The organism is Cytobacillus sp. EB106-05-05-XG126 (assembly GCF_058791715.1).
In genome coordinates, this window is sequence record NZ_JBYTDU010000005.1 from 16593 (window position 1) to 33695 (window position 17103).

19 protein-coding genes and 1 pseudogene are annotated in these 17103 nt (G+C 42.7%); 7 read left to right on the forward strand and 13 right to left on the reverse strand.

Annotated features, from left to right (window positions below):
- Positions 1-14: 14 nt before the first annotated feature.
- On the reverse strand, positions 15-338 hold the full coding sequence (locus tag AC3WTL_RS15980; RefSeq protein ID WP_222499135.1) for a YuzD family protein: 324 nt from the start codon (positions 336-338) through the stop codon (positions 15-17).
- A gap of 334 nt (positions 339-672) precedes the next feature.
- Here AC3WTL_RS15980 and AC3WTL_RS15985 point away from each other — a divergent pair.
- Positions 673-894, forward strand: a pseudogene (locus AC3WTL_RS15985) (NifU family protein); the annotation flags it as partial.
- 43 nt (positions 895-937) lie between these two features.
- Here the strand turns inward: AC3WTL_RS15985 and thrB are convergent.
- From thrB to yutH, 5 genes are all read right to left on the reverse strand, one after another.
- Positions 938-1873, reverse strand: coding sequence for a homoserine kinase (gene thrB / locus AC3WTL_RS15990; RefSeq protein ID WP_222499133.1), 936 nt, complete (start codon positions 1871-1873; stop codon positions 938-940).
- Positions 1870-2931, reverse strand: a complete 1062-nt coding sequence (thrC, locus tag AC3WTL_RS15995; RefSeq protein WP_222499131.1) for a threonine synthase — start codon at positions 2929-2931, stop codon at positions 1870-1872. The genes thrB and thrC overlap by 4 nt, the downstream gene beginning before the upstream one ends.
- A complete protein-coding gene (locus AC3WTL_RS16000; protein ID WP_252219668.1) occupies positions 2928-4226 on the reverse strand; it encodes a homoserine dehydrogenase in 1299 nt (432 codons plus the stop codon). Before AC3WTL_RS16000 ends, thrC begins: the two co-directional genes overlap by 4 nt.
- A 206-nt stretch (positions 4227-4432) precedes the next feature.
- Positions 4433-5395, reverse strand: coding sequence for a 2-hydroxyacid dehydrogenase (locus AC3WTL_RS16005; protein ID WP_222499127.1), 963 nt, complete (start codon positions 5393-5395; stop codon positions 4433-4435).
- A 72-nt stretch (positions 5396-5467) separates the two neighbouring features.
- On the reverse strand, positions 5468-6475 hold the full coding sequence (gene yutH, locus AC3WTL_RS16010; protein ID WP_222499125.1) for a spore coat putative kinase YutH: 1008 nt from the start codon (positions 6473-6475) through the stop codon (positions 5468-5470).
- A gap of 257 nt (positions 6476-6732) precedes the next feature.
- On the opposite strand from yutH, the gene AC3WTL_RS16015 reads away from it, so the two are divergent.
- Positions 6733-7236, forward strand: a complete 504-nt coding sequence (locus AC3WTL_RS16015; RefSeq protein WP_048011984.1) for a phosphatidylglycerophosphatase A family protein — start codon at positions 6733-6735, stop codon at positions 7234-7236.
- Between the two features lie 222 nt (positions 7237-7458).
- Here the strand turns inward: AC3WTL_RS16015 and AC3WTL_RS16020 are convergent, their stop codons facing one another.
- The 3 genes from AC3WTL_RS16020 to hepT form a co-directional block, all read right to left on the reverse strand.
- Entirely contained in the window at positions 7459-8226 is a 768-nt protein-coding gene (locus AC3WTL_RS16020) for a TIGR01457 family HAD-type hydrolase (RefSeq protein ID WP_248349489.1), read from the reverse strand.
- A 181-nt stretch (positions 8227-8407) separates the two neighbouring features.
- Positions 8408-9061, reverse strand: a complete 654-nt coding sequence (locus AC3WTL_RS16025) for a helix-turn-helix transcriptional regulator (RefSeq protein ID WP_248349490.1) — start codon at positions 9059-9061, stop codon at positions 8408-8410.
- Between the two features lie 42 nt (positions 9062-9103).
- Positions 9104-9544: a type VII toxin-antitoxin system HepT family RNase toxin gene (gene hepT, locus AC3WTL_RS16030; protein ID WP_222499122.1), complete on the reverse strand. Its 441-nt coding sequence runs from the start codon at positions 9542-9544 to the stop codon at positions 9104-9106.
- A gap of 379 nt (positions 9545-9923) precedes the next feature.
- Here hepT and AC3WTL_RS16035 point away from each other — a divergent pair, with 379 nt between their 5' ends.
- Together AC3WTL_RS16035 and AC3WTL_RS16040 are read left to right on the forward strand one after the other, a co-directional pair.
- A complete protein-coding gene (locus AC3WTL_RS16035; protein ID WP_035331963.1) occupies positions 9924-10190 on the forward strand; it encodes a DUF3055 domain-containing protein in 267 nt (88 codons plus the stop codon).
- 127 nt (positions 10191-10317) lie between these two features.
- Positions 10318-10605, forward strand: coding sequence for a hypothetical protein (locus AC3WTL_RS16040; protein WP_035331961.1), 288 nt, complete (start codon positions 10318-10320; stop codon positions 10603-10605).
- Between the two features lie 43 nt (positions 10606-10648).
- Here the strand turns inward: AC3WTL_RS16040 and AC3WTL_RS16045 are convergent, their stop codons facing one another.
- Positions 10649-10924 carry a YutD family protein gene (locus AC3WTL_RS16045; RefSeq protein ID WP_197246759.1) on the reverse strand — a complete coding sequence of 92 codons (276 nt, stop codon included), beginning with the start codon at positions 10922-10924 and terminating at the stop codon, positions 10649-10651.
- A 169-nt stretch (positions 10925-11093) separates the two neighbouring features.
- Here AC3WTL_RS16045 and AC3WTL_RS16050 point away from each other — a divergent pair, with 169 nt between their 5' ends.
- Positions 11094-11780 carry a YhcN/YlaJ family sporulation lipoprotein gene (locus AC3WTL_RS16050; RefSeq protein WP_252219674.1) on the forward strand — a complete coding sequence of 229 codons (687 nt, stop codon included), beginning with the start codon at positions 11094-11096 and terminating at the stop codon, positions 11778-11780.
- Between the two features lie 71 nt (positions 11781-11851).
- On the opposite strand, the gene lipA is transcribed toward AC3WTL_RS16050, so the two are convergent.
- Entirely contained in the window at positions 11852-12769 is a 918-nt protein-coding gene (gene lipA, locus AC3WTL_RS16055; RefSeq protein ID WP_048011989.1) for a lipoyl synthase, read from the reverse strand.
- Positions 12770-13085: 316 nt separating this feature from the next.
- Here lipA and AC3WTL_RS16060 point away from each other — a divergent pair, with 316 nt between their 5' ends.
- Positions 13086-14078 carry a M23 family metallopeptidase gene (locus tag AC3WTL_RS16060; protein ID WP_222499117.1) on the forward strand — a complete coding sequence of 331 codons (993 nt, stop codon included), beginning with the start codon at positions 13086-13088 and terminating at the stop codon, positions 14076-14078.
- A 38-nt stretch (positions 14079-14116) separates the two neighbouring features.
- Here AC3WTL_RS16060 and AC3WTL_RS16065 read toward each other — a convergent pair whose 3' ends face one another.
- Both AC3WTL_RS16065 and AC3WTL_RS16070 read right to left on the reverse strand, forming a co-directional pair.
- Complete coding sequence (locus AC3WTL_RS16065; protein ID WP_156185225.1) at positions 14117-14224, reverse strand: methionine/alanine import family NSS transporter small subunit; 108 nt, start codon at positions 14222-14224, stop codon at positions 14117-14119.
- Complete coding sequence (locus AC3WTL_RS16070) at positions 14224-15741, reverse strand: sodium-dependent transporter (protein ID WP_048011991.1); 1518 nt, start codon at positions 15739-15741, stop codon at positions 14224-14226. The genes AC3WTL_RS16065 and AC3WTL_RS16070 overlap by 1 nt, the downstream gene beginning before the upstream one ends.
- A gap of 471 nt (positions 15742-16212) precedes the next feature.
- Between AC3WTL_RS16070 and AC3WTL_RS16075 the strand changes: the two genes are divergently transcribed.
- On the forward strand, positions 16213-17079 hold the full coding sequence (locus AC3WTL_RS16075; protein ID WP_252219676.1) for a YsnF/AvaK domain-containing protein: 867 nt from the start codon (positions 16213-16215) through the stop codon (positions 17077-17079).
- Positions 17080-17103: the final 24 nt, after the last annotated feature.

The window sequence follows — 17103 nt, forward strand, 5'->3', positions numbered from 1 at the left end:
ATGCTCATTTTTTATTAAACTGTCTGATAACCATACTTTTCCATTTTCGCATAGATCGTTTTTAATTTTGGATTGCCTTCACCGACAATCTCATCCTCAATCAGGACAACAGGGTAAAACATATCTTCCTCTATCACTTTAAGAGCGAATTCTTTTTTGTCCTCTTCTTCGGGTGGATTATGAATGTCAACATACACGATTTTAAAAGGCTGATTGGCAAATTTCCGGGATAGTGCTGCCTCCAGCCATTCATAAGTTTCCTTGGATGATGGCAGGTTCACACAGCTTGGACAAAGCTGCTCCGCCCCATAAACAGTGATTTCAATCTCTTTTTTCACTCTTCTCTCCCCCTATGCAAAACTTGTTCTTCCCTCCATTTTACAACATTAACAATGAGCTGCCTAATAAAGTGAAACTTCAATCAGTGGGGGGGTTCCTTATCCCCCACTGATTGTTAGTTGAACCAATCGGGCCTTTACGGGCAGTTTGACCCCACTTATCCTCCTTTGATTCCTTTGAACCTTGAAGTGGGAATCTTACTGTCCGTTAGACTGCGATAAAAATATTCTCCTAATGAGTGGAAATTACGTTCTTTGAATAGATTTTTAAGACTGATTTGATTATAATAAATGTATGGAAAGGAGTCGATTTCACATGGCAGAACAAACAACTATGACTGAACAAGTTCAGGAAGTATTAGATAAATTGCGCCCATTCCTTCTTCGCGATGGCGGGGACTGTGAATTAGTGGATATTGAAGATGGCATCGTTAAATTGCGCCTTCTTGGTGCATGCGGCAGCTGCCCAAGTTCAACGATTACATTGAAAGCTGGTATTGAGCGCGCTCTTTTGGAAGAAGTACCTGGTGTAGTCGAAGTAGAACAAGTTTTTTAATTTTTCCTTTGCAAAAAGCGATGTCTGCATGACATCGCTTTTTTTATATTGTATGGCCTATCTCCAGCTCAGCTAAGCTTTTTTTTAAAACCGTGCAGCCTTCCTGATCAATTTTAAGGGGCATGATTTCCATGTCCGGGAGCAGCCTCCGAAGCCCTTCTGCCACCGCGGGAGCACCTCCTGTCTCAGCCAGGCAGAGAACTGCCGGCCCTGCACCGCTTAAGGCAACTCCAAATGCTCCGAGCCCAGGTGCTGCTTTTTCAATGACTTCCAAATGCGGAACCATTTTCTTTCGGTAAGGATGATGGAATAAGTCTCCGCTCATCATCTTGCCTGCGAGGGTGTAATTCCCGCTAAGCAAGGCTGCTACCATGACATTTCCAACTGCGCCTGCCTGGACAGCTTCCCTAAAGGACCATTCTGAAGGCAGAACACCTCTGGATTCCTTTGTGAGGAGCTCGTTTTTCGGAACCACTGCTATAACATCAAATTCTATAGTTTTAATACTTTGAACAGATACCTCTTCCTCTGACAGGCAGCCAATAACGAGGCCTCCGAGAAGGGAGGCACCTGCGTTATCAGGATGGCCCTCCATTCTTGATGACAGTTCAAGCTTCTCGTACTGTGTCAGCTGGAGTCCGCAAAGCACATCAGCCAATTCGATTCCCGCTACAATGGCTGCAGCGCTTGACCCAAGTCCCCTTGTGAGAGGGATATCGCTCGAAATGCGGACTTTGCATCCCGGAAGCTCGCTACCATACTTCTTCGCGGTTTCCATTGCAACTTGAAAAATAAAATTGGATTCATCAGATGGATAGATGCTTAGCGGCTCTGATAAAGGAATCATTTCAAACTTGTCTGCCTTCTCTGCTTCAAGCGTCAAATATAAATTTAAGGCAAGGCCAATCGAGTCGAAGCCTGGCCCGAGATTTGCCGTGCTGCCGGGTACTTTAATGACAACCATTTCACCTTCGCTCATATGTGAACGGCTCCCTTGATATGGTCCGCAACTGCTTTTTCATCATTAGGCAGCAAAACAGGCTTAACAGGGCTGCAATCAATAGCTGTATTAGGATCCTTCAGTCCGTTCCCAGTCAGGATGGCCACCACTTTTGTTTTATGGGGAATCTCTCCATTGCGAAGCTGTTTATATACTCCCGCAAGTGAAGCACATGAAGCCGGCTCAGCAAAAATGCCTTCAGATGAAGCAAGTTTACGGTACATGCACAGGATCTCTTCGTCGCTGACTTCATCAATTTTTCCATTTGATTCTGACAATGCTGCATTGGCTAAATGCCAGCTCGCAGGATTTCCGATTCGGATGGCTGTGGCGATCGTTTCGGGATTTTCAAACACCCGGTTATGAACGATAGCCGCTGCACCTTCAGCCTGTACTCCGTGTAGTTTTGGAAGGCCAGTGCCGCGCACTTCATGGTATTCTTTAAATCCTTTCCAATAGGCAGAAATATTGCCGGCATTGCCCACAGGCAGGGCCAGGATATCCGGAGCGCCTCCAAGCTGGTCGCAGATTTCAAAGGCCGCTGTCTTCTGGCCTTCCAGACGATATGGATTAACTGAGTTTACTAGAGTAATAGGTTCTGTTTCGCTTATCTTCCGCACCATTGCCAGTGCCTGGTCAAAGTTGCCCTCAATAGATACGACTTCCGCTCCATACATAACAGCCTGTGCAAGTTTCCCCATGGCGATTTTTCCTTCAGGGATGACAACCACACATCTCATGCCGGCTCTTGCTGCATATGCCGCCGCAGCTGCAGAGGTATTGCCGGTGGAGGCACAGATGATGGCATCGCTTCCTTCTTCTTTCGCCTTTGCAACAGCCATAACCATGCCTCTGTCTTTAAATGACCCGGTAGGATTTGCTCCTTCCGTTTTTACATAAAGGTCAATGCCCCAGTCCCTTGAAAGTTTATCCAGCCTGATCAGGGGGGTATTTCCCTCATTTAAAGTAAGCATTGGTGTATTTTCACTAACTGGCAAATAGTCTTTATATGTCTTTATGAGGCCTTCCCATCTCATACTCTGGCGCTCCCTTCCACACGATACGAACTTTTGATTGATTGAACTGCCGGCAAATCTCTTAAGCTTACTAAAATATCCTCATAATCCTGAAGGGATGCCTGGTGGGTAACCAGCACAATCTCAGCAAGCCCTTTTTCTTTTAAAGGAAGCTGCAGGATTTTCTCGAAGCTGACATGATGCTCTGAAAAAATGGATGTGATGTTGGCAAATGTCCCTACTTCATCTTTTACATGCATTCTTAAGAAATACTTCGAATAAATTTCATCTGCATCTTTTAATTTTTTATCATATTGAGGAACTGCCGCGCTTTTTCCGTTGACGCCAAGACGCATATTTTTCATGACCCCAACAAGATCCGATACCACAGCTGTAGCTGTAGGCAGACTCCCTGCCCCAGGCCCGTAGAACATCGTTTCCCCTACCGCTTCACCGTAAACATATACTGCATTGTATTCATCCTGAACCGATGCAAGAGGATGAGACTCGGAAAGCAATGTCGGCTGGACACTTACTTCCACCTTCTCCCCCTCCCGATGGGCAATTCCGATCAGCTTCATGATGTACCCAAGCTGCTTGCCGTACTGCAGGTCTTCTTCCGTAATATCCGTAATGCCTTTAACCTTTACATCATCAAGGTCAATATTCATGGAAAAACCCAGTGTAGACAGGATTGCCATTTTCCTTGCTGCATCAAGGCCCTCCACATCTGCAGTCGGGTCGCTTTCCGCATATCCCAGCTCCTGAGCTTCTTTCAGGACGTCCTCATAAGCGCTCCCATTCTTGCTCATTTTAGTCAAAATAAAGTTCGTTGTCCCATTCACAATTCCCATCATTTTTGTAATTCTATCAGAAGCCAAACCATCTACCAGCCCTCTTAAGATGGGAATGCCGCCGGCAACACTTGCCTCATAAAAGAGATCACACCCGTTTTGAGCAGCAGCAGCCAGCAATTCAGGTCCATAAACAGCCATTAAATCCTTATTTGCCGTCACCACATGCTTGCCATTATCCAAAGCTTTCTTTAAATGGTTTCTGGTTTCTTCTATGCCGCCCATTACTTCAATCACTACATCTATATCAGCATCATTTAAAATGTCTTCAGGATTAAGTGTCAGCAAATTCCTGTCCACTTTTACGGCTCTGTCTTTATTTACATCTTTAACAAGAACTTTCTTTACAACAACCGGACAGCCGACCTGGTGCATAAGCTTATCCTGATGTTTCTCAATGATTTGCACGACACCCGATCCAACTGTTCCTAGCCCTAATAAACCGATTGAGATTGATTCCACGCTAGCTCCCCCTTAAAGTGTTCACTATGTAAGTACATTTGTATTTGTATAGTAGACATTATAGGGGGCAAGAGTGATTTTTACAATAGGCAATTTTCCGAAAATAATACGTGGAAGCGCTTAACATACTGGTTTATTGCGCTTTAATTTTTTAAAATTTTTTTATCCATCAATAAAGGCACCCATTATGGATGCCTTCATCACTTCTATTGCACCGGTGTTTTCGGTTTTTTTTCCGAAAGAACAAGATCAATATTTTCCACACACAGCTGCATCATCCTATAGCGCGTTTCTATGCTTGCACTTCCGATATGGGGCATGGCCACCACATTTTTCAGCTCTAACAGCGGATGTCCGGCGCCGATTGGCTCTTCCGCAAAAACATCCAATCCTGCAGCCGCAATTTCACCTGCCTTCAGTGCTTCATATAAATCATGTTCATTTACTACCGGTCCTCTGGAGGCATTCACAAAAACAGCATGGTTTTTCATCTTCCGGAAGGCATTTCGGTTAAATAGATTTCTTGTTTCTTCTGTCAATGGTGTCAGACAGACAACAAAATCTGACCGTTCGAGCAGCTCATCAAAGCTAACGTACTGAGCTCCCAGTTCCTGTTCTGCATCCAGCTTCCTCGAGCGATTGTGATACAGGATTTCCATATCAAATCCTGCGGCACGCTTTGCCACTGTTTTACCGATATTCCCCATTCCCACAATCCCGATTGTTTTATGGTGCACATCCTGGCCGGCCAAAAGGAGCGGGCTCCAGCTCTTCCAATCGCCTTTCTTTACAAACTCCGCAGCCTCCACCATTCTCCGGGCAGCAGCAAGCACAAGTGCAAATGTCAGGTCGGCGGTTGAATCATTTAATACCTCTGGAGTGTTGGTCACTGTAATTCCCAGCCTCTTTGCTGTTTCAACGTCCACATTATCATAGCCGACAGCCATATTGGCAACAACCTTCAGCTTCTCTCCCGCTTTCAGAACTTCCTCATTTACCTGCTCTGACAGCATGGTTAGAAGGGCATCCGCCTTTTCGGCTTCTTGCAGAAATACATCGTAAGGAACCGGCATATCTTCCCGATCCCACATTTCAACAATGTATTTTTCTTTTAATATGGCGATAACATTCTCAGGAAGCTTCCTGCTGATAAATACATATGGTTTCATTGAAATATCCCCTTTTCACATTCTCAGCTTACTGTTCCTTTCGCCAAGAAAGAGGGAATTCCCTGCCTTTTTTCAGCTCTTAATCCAATTCACCAGAGGAATCCTTAGTTTTTTGATCGGAACTTCCGCAAATTCGAAAAACCCTCCCAGAAAGCGCTCATGGTCGTCAGACTGCCAGAGATATTTCTGCAGGCGCTCCTGAAGCACCAGCTTCTGCTGTTCAGAGTCGGCGCCATAATAATTTTCTACTGTTTCAAAATAATGGAGGGGAAACAATAGACGGGCGTAGTATAACCGCCATGAAAAAGAGGATAATCCTCCAACACTTTGATATTCCGATAAAAATTGGCGGAGTTCCGGCTGATACGTTTTGATATTATGGAAGTATTTTTCCCTTGTCCATTCCGCCAAATCTCTCGACGAGTGATCAAATACCCAGTCAAATGGATTTTTCATATAATAATTGTCTCCCCAGGTGGAAGAAGTCAATCTAATATGACAAACGGTTCCGCTGTCTGCCATACCGGGTTCATCGTCAAGCTCTGTATCCACAAGATACTGTATTGAATTTTCCGCCAGCCCCATATAGTATGGAAATGACTCTAAAAACATTCTCTCAAAGTCATTTTCGGGTTTTTGGAATAGCATCTCATTCCATACCTTTTCCATTTGGTCAAGCCGCTGTTCCCAAAGCAGTTTCCATTGCCCGATTCTGCTCGTTTTTTTCACAGGAAAAGAAATACTCCTGCCTCTATGATGGAACTTTGCCAGCTTTCGGCCAAACTGATTCTGCTTCCTGCTCATGGTATGCAGATTAACTAAAATGCAAAAACGGCTATCATTCCAGTCAATGGACTGCTTGCCTTCCTTCGTTTTCAAAAAAGTGCTTATATTTCTATCTCCGCTATTGGACAGGTGTTCTGCCATTCGGTCCAGTTCATCAAGCTCTTCTTCATCTGTATGCCCAGCAGGCACAAGTAAATAAAGATGCCCCTGCTTACGGCATGCATCATATTTTCCGATTCTGAGTGTATCTTCTGCTTCTATGCCAAATTGTTCTTTCAAAAGCATTCTAAACATTAAACCACCTCAAGTTAAAAAGATCTTTAAGGGATATATATGATAGAAGACTTTAAAACTTGTTGTTTTCTTGGATAAGACTGTGCACCATGGAAATGATATAGAAAATGAATTTTTTCCGTTTGAGCGGCAGTGGGCATATTTGATAAAAAAAGGGTATATACATAGTGAAAAGAATCTAAAAGTAAACAGCACAGGTCTTTTAAAGGCCTGATGAAGTTACCGTAATCACTTATAAACCAGAAAAGGTGAAGCCAATGAATGAAGAAAAAAAAGCAGTTAATCTTACAGAACAGACAGCACGTAAATGGCTACATGAAAGAGGGGTCGAAATACAGGATATAGCTGATTTGGTGTTCTTCCTCCAGGAGAAATATCACCCCGATTTGCAGATGAAGGACTGCATTCACAATGTAGAGCGTGTTTTATCAAAAAGAGAAGTGCAAAACGCCATTTTGACAGGAATTCAGCTGGATATGCTGGCCGAGGAAAAGAAACTCCTGGAACCGCTGCAATCGATTATCGCTACAGATGAAGGATTATATGGTGCAGATGAAGTACTGGCCTTATCCATAGTAAACGTATATGGTTCCATCGGATTTACCAATTTCGGGTATATCGATAAATTGAAGCCGGGCATTTTGAAGGATCTGAACGATAAGAGTTCAGGCAGATGCCACACCTTCCTTGATGATATTGTAGGAGCTATCGCTGCAGCCGCTTCGAGCAGACTTGCACATAGTGCTGAAAATGCGGAATAAGAAAAGCGCAAGCGCCTTGGCCACGAAGGAACGCAGACTAAGAACGCCACGTCCTCCCAAAAGCTACCGCTTTCGGTCGTGCGATGTTTATGCTGACAAAGCCTTCCTTGTCCCGGGGCCTTACCTCGAGCGGGGCAGGCGCTGGAGCTAAACATTTTTCGAAGTTAAAATTATACTTTCTTATCTTTTTAAAAAGGATGGAGACTTTTCTCCACCCTTTTTCTATTTGAAGTCCCAATCCGCTAATGAATCGAGTACAAAGTCCGGCTGTCTCTCATATCCCTTCAATAATTCTTTCGTTGTTACCCCCGTATGGACAAGCAGAGTATCCATACCGGCATTCATTCCTGCTAAAATATCCGTATCATAGTTATCTCCAACCATCAGCGTTTCTTGCTTGGCAGTTCCCAGCACCTTCAAAGCCTGCTCCATGATAATCGATTCCGGCTTGCCAATAAAAACAGGCTGAGTTTGTGTTGATACAGTAATGACAGAGGTTAGTGAGCCATTGCCCGGCAGAAGGCCTCTTTCTGTCGGAATGGCAATGTCTCCGTTTGTAGAAATAAAGGTTGCCCCATTCCGGACAGCAAGACAGGCAATGGACAGCTTTTCATAGTTAATGGAGCGGTCAATCCCTACCACAACGAAGTCTGCATGCTCCTCTGCAAAGCTTAGCCCTTTTTCAGACAGCGCTTCCCGTATTCCTTCTTCTCCGATTACATATACAGAAGCATCTTTTTGCTGTTCGTATATGTAGCTGGCAGTGGCCATGCTCGTTGTAAATACCTGTCTCTCTTCAGCAGGAATGCCAAACTTCACAAGCTTATCCGCCACCTGGCCTGGTGTTCTTGACGAATTATTTGTCACAAACAAATAAGGCAGACCCAGTTCCTGAAGCTTTTTGACAAAGTCGGCCGCCTCACTAATCAGTTCTGTCCCGCGATACATAGTGCCATCTAAATCGATTAAGTATCCTTTATATTCTTTCAAAATTATTCCTCCCATAATGAACTGAGCTTTGATTAGTATCCCTATAATTATTGCTTTTTAACTTGGCTTTCGCCCATAAAGGATATCTTAAAGGAACGAGGTGAATTGTGCAATTTTTCATGATTAACGGGATACAGTCAATCCCACAAAAAAAAACTCCTTGATGAACAGGAGCCCGCGCTTAATCTTGCTCTATTATATAATGACAGCATCCATCACCCGCAGCCATGCAGGACTTGATATCAACTTTATCAGCAGAAAGAAAATCTTTGATAAATTCCTTTTCAGATCTGCAGATTTGTTTAAATTCTTCTGCTGTTTCGATATATGGGCAATTGAATTCTTTGAGATGGACCTGACCTTCCTCTATCCGAACTTCCGGCATAAAGCCTTCAAGCAGAAGGAGTTCCTCCAGAATATGAAGCTTCTCGGAGAATGATTTCCCCTCTGTCTGAAACTCATACTGCTGTATGAGGCGGCTTTTTCTCCTGGAAAATAACTCAGCAATTAAATGGCCGTGCCCCATACTTTTTAATTCGGTTAATAATTCAACACTTAGCTGCTTGTATTTTTTCGGAAACAGATCTTCTCCTTTTGTTGTTAGCTGATAAAGCTTTGAAGGGCGCCCTTTTGTTTGCCTCTGGATTGAAGATGTAATAAATCCATCCTTTTCAAGGGACTGAATATGCTTTCTGACGGCCATTTCGGATATCCCTAACTTCTGGGCCATTTCCAGAATGGATCGTTTTCCCGCTGTTTTGATTAACCTCAGAATCATATCTCTTGTGGAGTTTTCTCCAATATGCATAACTTCACCGCCCTTCTCTTTATTCAAGACTAATCTGCCCTAGAGAAAAAGATCGGATTACTCCGATCCTTATTGAGGTTTAAATGCAGAAACCGGTCCGAGTTCATTGATCAAATACTCTCTGACCCGGTCAGGAAACTCTTTAATCATAGGGATATGGCTGCTTATCGCTGCTTTTAGCTCCTCATGATTGACATCTGTGTAGTTTTGGACGAGCATTTTACGATATGTAATGAATTGTTTAAAGCTCTCGCTCATTTCTTTGCTGATTACTTTTTCATCGTCAAGAATATCCACGATATCATCGTAGCTGCCTGGATCCCTCATGATAAAACCGTCTATCATCGTATTTCCAATATCAAGGATCGCTTCGATCATAATTTGGGCAATCCGCTCCAAGGCTGCCTTTTCAATAGGGGATGTCCACTCTTTCACTTCTTTAAAAAGGGAGATTTGCTGTTCCAGATAACCGAGTGTGTCTTCAATCTTTTCCCTGTCTACGAAATACATAACACTTCGTTCCTCCTATGAAGATTTCAGGCTCCTGGTTTAGAGTATCCGCCTGCATCCGTGTCATCACAGCCACCCGAAATCCTAAAGTTCTCTATACCTTTATATTGTATATAAAGTTTTCAATACCTTCAATGGGATCACGTTGAGTTATTTCAGATTCGGGGGGATAAACCTTAAAAGGACATGCTATAATCGGTATATAAAGTGAAACTTCAATCAGTGGGGGTTTTCCTCATCCCCCACTGATTGTTAGTTGAACCAATCGGGCCTTTACGGGCAGTTTGACCCCCACTTATCCTCCTTTGATTCCTCTGAGTCTTGAAAGGGGGGCTTACTGCCCGTTAGACTGCGATAAAACAACTAAGGAGTGTTATATTTGGCAGAACGCTTTTTCTTATATGATGATCTTGAAGATACAAAAACCAGATTTGTCAGCTTTATGGGGGAAAACCAGCGATTCGATTTAGCTATCGTTCGTTCTGATCGCTATTACGGCAAACAATTGGTCCTTGATATTCAGGGAAGCCGCTTTGCCATCATAGGAGAAGATGACTTAAAGGAAGAAGGCTATCTTGAGCATGTATTTCAGCTTTCTGAGGAAGATGCAGAGGACCTTAAATCATTTCTGATGGAAATCGTTTAATACATTTCTGATGGAAATCGTTTAATATACGATAATAAACAGATACTAAAGGGGAACCTATTTTGGTGGGTTCTCCTTTTTCTTCTTTAAAGACCCTGCTTCCTATAACTTCTTAAGGAGTGATGGCATGGACGATAAAGAAAGACGCACATACACCGACTTCTCAAATGTGGAAACCCAAAGGAATTTCCTGATTCCCGAGGACTTGCCTGAAGGGGCATATGGCGCTCCCAGAAATGCGGATGAACCGGTAGAGAATAAAAGCACCCCTTGGCGGGAGGGCCAGCGCTATTACAGCGCCTTTAACTATGAGTTCAAGTCCCTTCACCAAAACTTGCCGCGGCAAATGCCAGGTGCGCACCCTCCGCATGACGATCCTGATAAAAACGAAGAACCGCCATACACAGAGACTTAAACAAATCGCATGCGCAAAAAGGGCCGGGTTTCCCCTGCCCTTTTTAGCTATTAACTTTTTTCACAACAAAATAGGCACAGCCAAAATTACAGAATTCGTAAAGGTATTCGGTAAGTGTGCTGATTTTTGTATCAAATGAAGCCTTCTGGCTCTGATCATCGAAAAAACCGCGGAGACGAAGCTGTCCATATCCCCAGTCCCCGACAATATAGTCATATCTAGATAAAATTTCGCTATATCTGGCCCGGAATGCCTCCTCATTGAAACCATCCCGTTCTTCCTGGATCAATTCATAACTGATATTGTTAATGCTAACCAATTTTTTCACCTCATTTTAAGAGCATATTGTAACAGTATTATATTGAAAATAACATGATATGAAAACAAACCAATATTTTGTCTTTATTTAAATTATAACTGATTCCCCATCAATTACTAAGAGAAAAAAATTTAGACGTGGCAATTCTATAAATGAGGAGGTGTCAATAGTGAAGAAATCACTAATCATTCTTGGCATTAGCGGCATGGCTGCACTGACTGCCTGCCAAACTAATGCCGCAAAAGAAGATATCTATGAAGAAACCGGTCATACCGTAAATGTAAATGACCAGCGTGCTGATTTATACAATAGGGATATGGGCAACGGCCGAAACGGCCGAAACAATATGGGTGAAGACTTTGGCTATGTACGCCATCAAAAAAGCCCAATTATGGGAGACAACGTTTCAGCAGACCACTATGCTGCCATTGACCGTGAACAGGTTGCAGATATTATCGGGAAATATTGCACAGAAGTTCCGAATGTGGACGATATTTCAACTCTTGTAACAGATGAAGAAGTCCTGATTGTATATAATACTGACACAAAAAACCGAAATCAGACAGCTGATCAGGTCAAGAAGATGGCTATGTCTGTTGTCCCAAGATGGTATCATGTCTATGTAAGTGATGATACATCTTTAAGGAAAAATGTTGAAAACTATGCAACAGTGGACTCTGATGGACGTAATGCTGAAAATGGCATTAACCAGTTAATCAAACAAATGCTTAAATCTCCTCAAGGAGAAAGAATGAGTGAAAGTGAAAATGAAAACGGTGAAATGCAAGGCGAAAGAAACGATGATATGGATAAAGATGATCTTGGAGAAACCGTCAAAAAAGCAGGAAACCGGTAACAGGAAAGTTTCCTCCCCAGAAAACCTTTTCAAAGAAGAGAGTCCAGCGATGGCGCTGGACTCTTTTTAATTTATGCTTGCTGAATTTCCTTTTCTCCCATAATCTGCTTTTGTTTAGCTGCCGCATTTACCTGCTCATCAGCATGGTAGGAAGATCGGACAAGAGGCCCTGCTTCACAATGGCTGAATCCTTTGCTCATTGCAATGTCCTTCAGCTCCTGGAATTCTTCAGGTGAATAATACTTCAGCACTTTAATATGTTTCTTGGATGGCTGCAGGTACTGCCCTATTGTCATAATGTCAACATCATGAGCACGCAAATCATCCATTACTGCAATGATTTCCTCTTTTGTTTCACCAAGCCCGATCATCAGGCTGGATTTTGTAGGGATATCCGGCTGCATTTCTTTTGCACGCTTTAAAAATTCAAGAGAGCGCTTATATTTCGCACGTGCTCTTACTCTTGGAGTCAGGCGCTCAACAGTTTCGATATTGTGATTAAGGATATCGGGACGGGCATCCATAAGTGTTTTCAGGTTTTCATAAACACCGCCCATGTCGGAAGGCAATACTTCAATGGTAGTAAACGGACTTTTTCTTCTGATGGCACGAACTGTTTCTGCGAAAACAGCTGCACCTCCGTCCTTTAGATCATCTCTTGCTACAGCTGTTACAACAGCATGCTTTAAGTTCATAAGAGCCACAGAATCAGCCACGCGTTCCGGCTCCTGAAGATCCAGTTCAGTAGGCAGGCCCGTTTTGACAGCACAGAAACGGCAGGCACGCGTACAAACATCGCCAAGAATCATAAACGTAGCCGTTCTTCTTACTGCCCAGCATTCATGAATATTGGGGCATTTAGCTTCTTCACATACAGTGTGCAGATTCTTTTCCCTCATCATTTTTTTTAGGCCAGTATAATTTTCATTTGTGTTCAACTTTATTTTCAGCCATTCCGGCTTGCGCAAATACTCTTCTTTCTTGCTCATTTTTCCCACTCCTTAATCTGAAGCTAGACGTAAAGAAAAGCGCAAGCGCCCTTGTCCGCCACTCCCGAAACATCGAGGGGGCTACGCTGCTTGAGCTAGACCATTTTTCTGACTTCAGAATTTATACTTTCTGCCCATTAAAAAAGCCAGTCATACAATTCCGACTAAGCTGATTAGGCTTCACCTGATGCCACTTTATCATAATGAATTGAAGAGGACAAGCCGAAGATTCTGGTATTACCATTAATTGATATTTATTAAATTATCCATTCATCACAAACTATATAAGCAGACCATCACAGAAGGGAGGATTTCCGTGCGTATTATATTTACCGCTGCTGCGGCCTTATCGTTTTTTCTGATTTCCTTATGTACCGTCAGTGCGCAAGAAAATGCAGCTGATATATATAAACAAAGAATGGCCTTATATAAAAGAGTAGAAGCTGTTACGAACATTCCCTGGTATTACCTTGCGGGGATTGACCAATATGAAAGGAATGTCCGGCAGTCAAGAAGAGACATTCCCAAGGCTGAAGGCATAACAGGAATCTATTTTAAACCTGAAGAATGGGCGGGAATTCTGAATCCGGATCCAGCTGATGAAAACCCTGCATCCATTCAATTTTTCAATGGAATAGGATTTGACGGGGACGGGGACGGTAAAGCCAGCTTGAAAAGTGATGAAGATGTTCTTCATTCCTTTGCAAATTTCCTTCTCTCCTATGGTACAGACCATGATAATTTAAAAATTGGATTGTGGAATTATTATAAGCGGGATAAAGCTGTTGGCATTGTCATCGGCAAAGCCCAAATTTATAAACAATTCGGCCGCCTTGATCTCGATGATCATGCCTTCCCCGTCCCCTTGAGGAGCAATTACAGCTACAGAAATACCTGGGGTGACGCAAGGGGCTGGGGCGGCAGACGGATTCATGAGGGAACCGATATTTTTGCTGATTACGGGGTACCCGTCCGGGCTACCTCCTATGGAATAGTGGAAATGAAGGGCTGGAACAAATATGGAGGATGGAGAATTGGCATCCGTGACATTAATAACAATTACCATTATTTTGCCCACTTAAGCGGGTTTGCCAAGGAGCTCAGAGTCGGCCAAATCGTCGAACCCGGCATGATGATAGGCGGAGTAGGAAGCTCCGGATATGGGCCTCCGGGTACATCAGGCAAATTCCCGCCACATCTTCATTATGGCATCTACAAAGACAACGGCTATACTGAATGGTCCTACGATCCATATCCACACTTAAGATTATGGGAAAGACAGGAACGGATTAAAGCCAGAAGAAAATAAATGAAGGACTGCCCATTAGCCAGGCAGTCCTTCATTTATTATTTAGCTTTTTTTGCTTTGGACACAGCATTCATGATACTTGCTGCAAGGCCGCCCCAGATAATGAGCATCCCAACCACCATCATTGTAATTGCACTTATAGACATTATTGAGATACCTCCTTATCAGCTGGTATTGTAAGCTTAGTCTGTGTATCATTCTTTTTAATAGCCATAAACACAAATCCTAAGATAATGGCTCCAATTGCTACTCCCCATCCGGAATAGAGAAGGAAGCTGGTAGGATACCCTTCATAATTCTCTTTAATATTCGTAATAATGTTTTGAACCATCATATAGCCAAGCACGATTGGTGTAATAGCTGTCAAGCATATCTTCCACCAGGAACCAAGTCTTATATCAGAAACAGCATCTGCATGATTTTGAAGATTCTTGAGCTCTTTTAGCACCCAGCCAACAATAACAACCTGTACCAGGCCTGCTAACGCAACACCAAATTGGTTGATAAAGTAATCAGCCGCATCCAGGAAGTATAAACCGCCCTGAGTCGCAAACAGTATGGAAATTACAGCAGATAAACCGCCGCCAACAAGAACAGCTTTATTACGAGATACATTAAACTTATCCTGTACACCGGCAACAAATGTTTCAACAATTGAGATTAACGACGTTAAGCCGGCCAGTGTTAAACAGATGAAGAAGAAAGAACCGAATAAGCCATTTAAAGCAGGGAATTCGTTAATGATCTGCGGGAATACAACGAATGCCAATCCCACACCTGATGATACTACCTCATTAATGCCTACACCCTGCTGTGCAGCCATAAATCCAAGTGCCGCAAAAACACCGATACCAGCAAGAAGTTCAAAACCGGAGTTTGCAAAGCCGGTAATGAAGGCGCTGTTTGTCAAATCCGTTTTCTTTGGAAGGTAGCTTGAATAGGTTACCATGATGGCAAATCCAATTGATAAGCTAAAGAAAATCTGGCCGTAGGCCGCTACCCAGACTTTAGGATCCGCTATCATTTCCCAGTTTGGCTTAAAGAATGCATCCAAACCAGCAATAGCTCCGTCGAGTGTCAATGCGCGAACAACAATAATTAAGAATAAAACTACAAGGACAGGAATAAAAATTTTGTTCGCGATTTCGATACCTTTTTTGATCCCTTTAAACAGGATTCCAAGCGTCACAACCCAAACAATAACTAATGGTATAAATACTCCCGGTACAATTCCGCCTACATCTCCAGGCGTTTCTGCAAGCTTTAAATATTCTCCAAAGAGGAATCCATTTGGATCGTCACCCCATTTAAGGTTAAACGAGAAGCCTGCAAATGACATTGCCCATGCGATGATAACTGCATAATATGTTGAAATCACAAATGAAATGGCGACCTGCCACCAGCCCAGCCATTCGTATTTTTTACTTAATCTTGCATAAGACAATGGCGCTGATCCGCGATACTTATGGCCAATTGTAAATTCCATGATCAAAAGCGGTATACCTGCTGTCAGCAAGGCAAACAAATATGGAAAAAAGAATGCTCCCCCTCCATTTTCATAAGCAACTGCCGGGAAACGCCAAATGTTTCCTAGACCAATTGCTGAACCCACGGCTGCCATAATAAACCCAGCTCTGGATCCCCACTGCGGACGATTATCCATAGTAAATCCTACCCCCTGTAAATTCTCCCAATTAAAAAGAACAATGGGAACTTTTTATATTTTCAGATAATTAAAACTGACTAAGCCTAGTATAGCTAGTTTTTGATATTCTGTCAAAACATTATTTTCCTAATAGTAATATTTTTCGAAATAATTAGTTTTAGTACAATACCACAGTAAAGCGTCAATAAAAATTAATATACTCCTATTTTAATTTCCATTTGGATTCCACCCGGTCAGGAGTTATCCTACCAAAACTGACCACGTTATCCCTGTCCTCACCTCCTTTGTAAAATTTATTCCTAAAACTTAAAAACTTTCGTTTTTTTATTCAGATAATTCAAAATTATATTATGTGAATGTTAAAATTAACCTCGTTTGTTCTTCGTGGCCCCGGGAATATAACCAATGTGCTTAAAAATTTCCAAATATAGCATAAGCATAAATGAAATACTGAGGAGGTTTTTACAAATGGATACCAATATTATCGGAGTTTATAATTCACAAAGGGAAGCAGTAAATGCCATTCAAGAACTGCAAAATGACGGATTCCCTGTTCAGGAGCTTTCGATCATTGCACAGACTGAACATCTGGATACATCTCTTGAAGATAAAACCGGTGTTCATACAGAAACCTTCGAGACTAAGAATAGAGACAGCAGTGAAAGTGCAGGTTTCTTAAACAGTCTGGCATCCTGGTTTGATGATGACCGCATGAGCAGCAACTCTGCAGGTGAAAAGTTCAGAGAACTGGGCATGTCAGAGGATGAAGCCCGCAAGTATGAAACGTATGTGAACGAGGGGAAAATCATTTTATACAGTGATAGTATGGATACTCCAAAAGGCTTTTCCGGTGCAGGGACTGCAGAAGTCAGAGAGGACAGCACTTACACAGGCGGATATGATGAACTAAGAAATTCAACTGCAGATGATGAGCAATCATTAAAACTGCGGGAAGAACAGCTCGATGTGTCGAAAGAACGTGTACAAGCCGGAGAAGTTGAAATCCAGAAGGACGTTGTAGAAGAACAAAAAACAATAAATATACCTGTCGAGCATGAAGAAGTATATGTAGAAAGAAGAAAAGTGGATGATCCGGATGGCGCCGGCGTCTCACCAATATCGGACGATGAAACAATCAGGATTCCTATTACTGAAGAGCGTGTGGAAGTCTCCAAAAAGCCCGTTGTCACCGAAGAGATTGTCGTAGGCAAACGGGAAGTTGAGGAAACACAGCAGGTCAAGGAAAATCTCAAGAAAGAAGAAGTGCATTTTGAGGGCGACCGTGAACACATTACAGATGATGAAGACTTAAATAGAAAAAATAATAACCTATAAATAAAAGGGTTCCCTCAGGGGGAA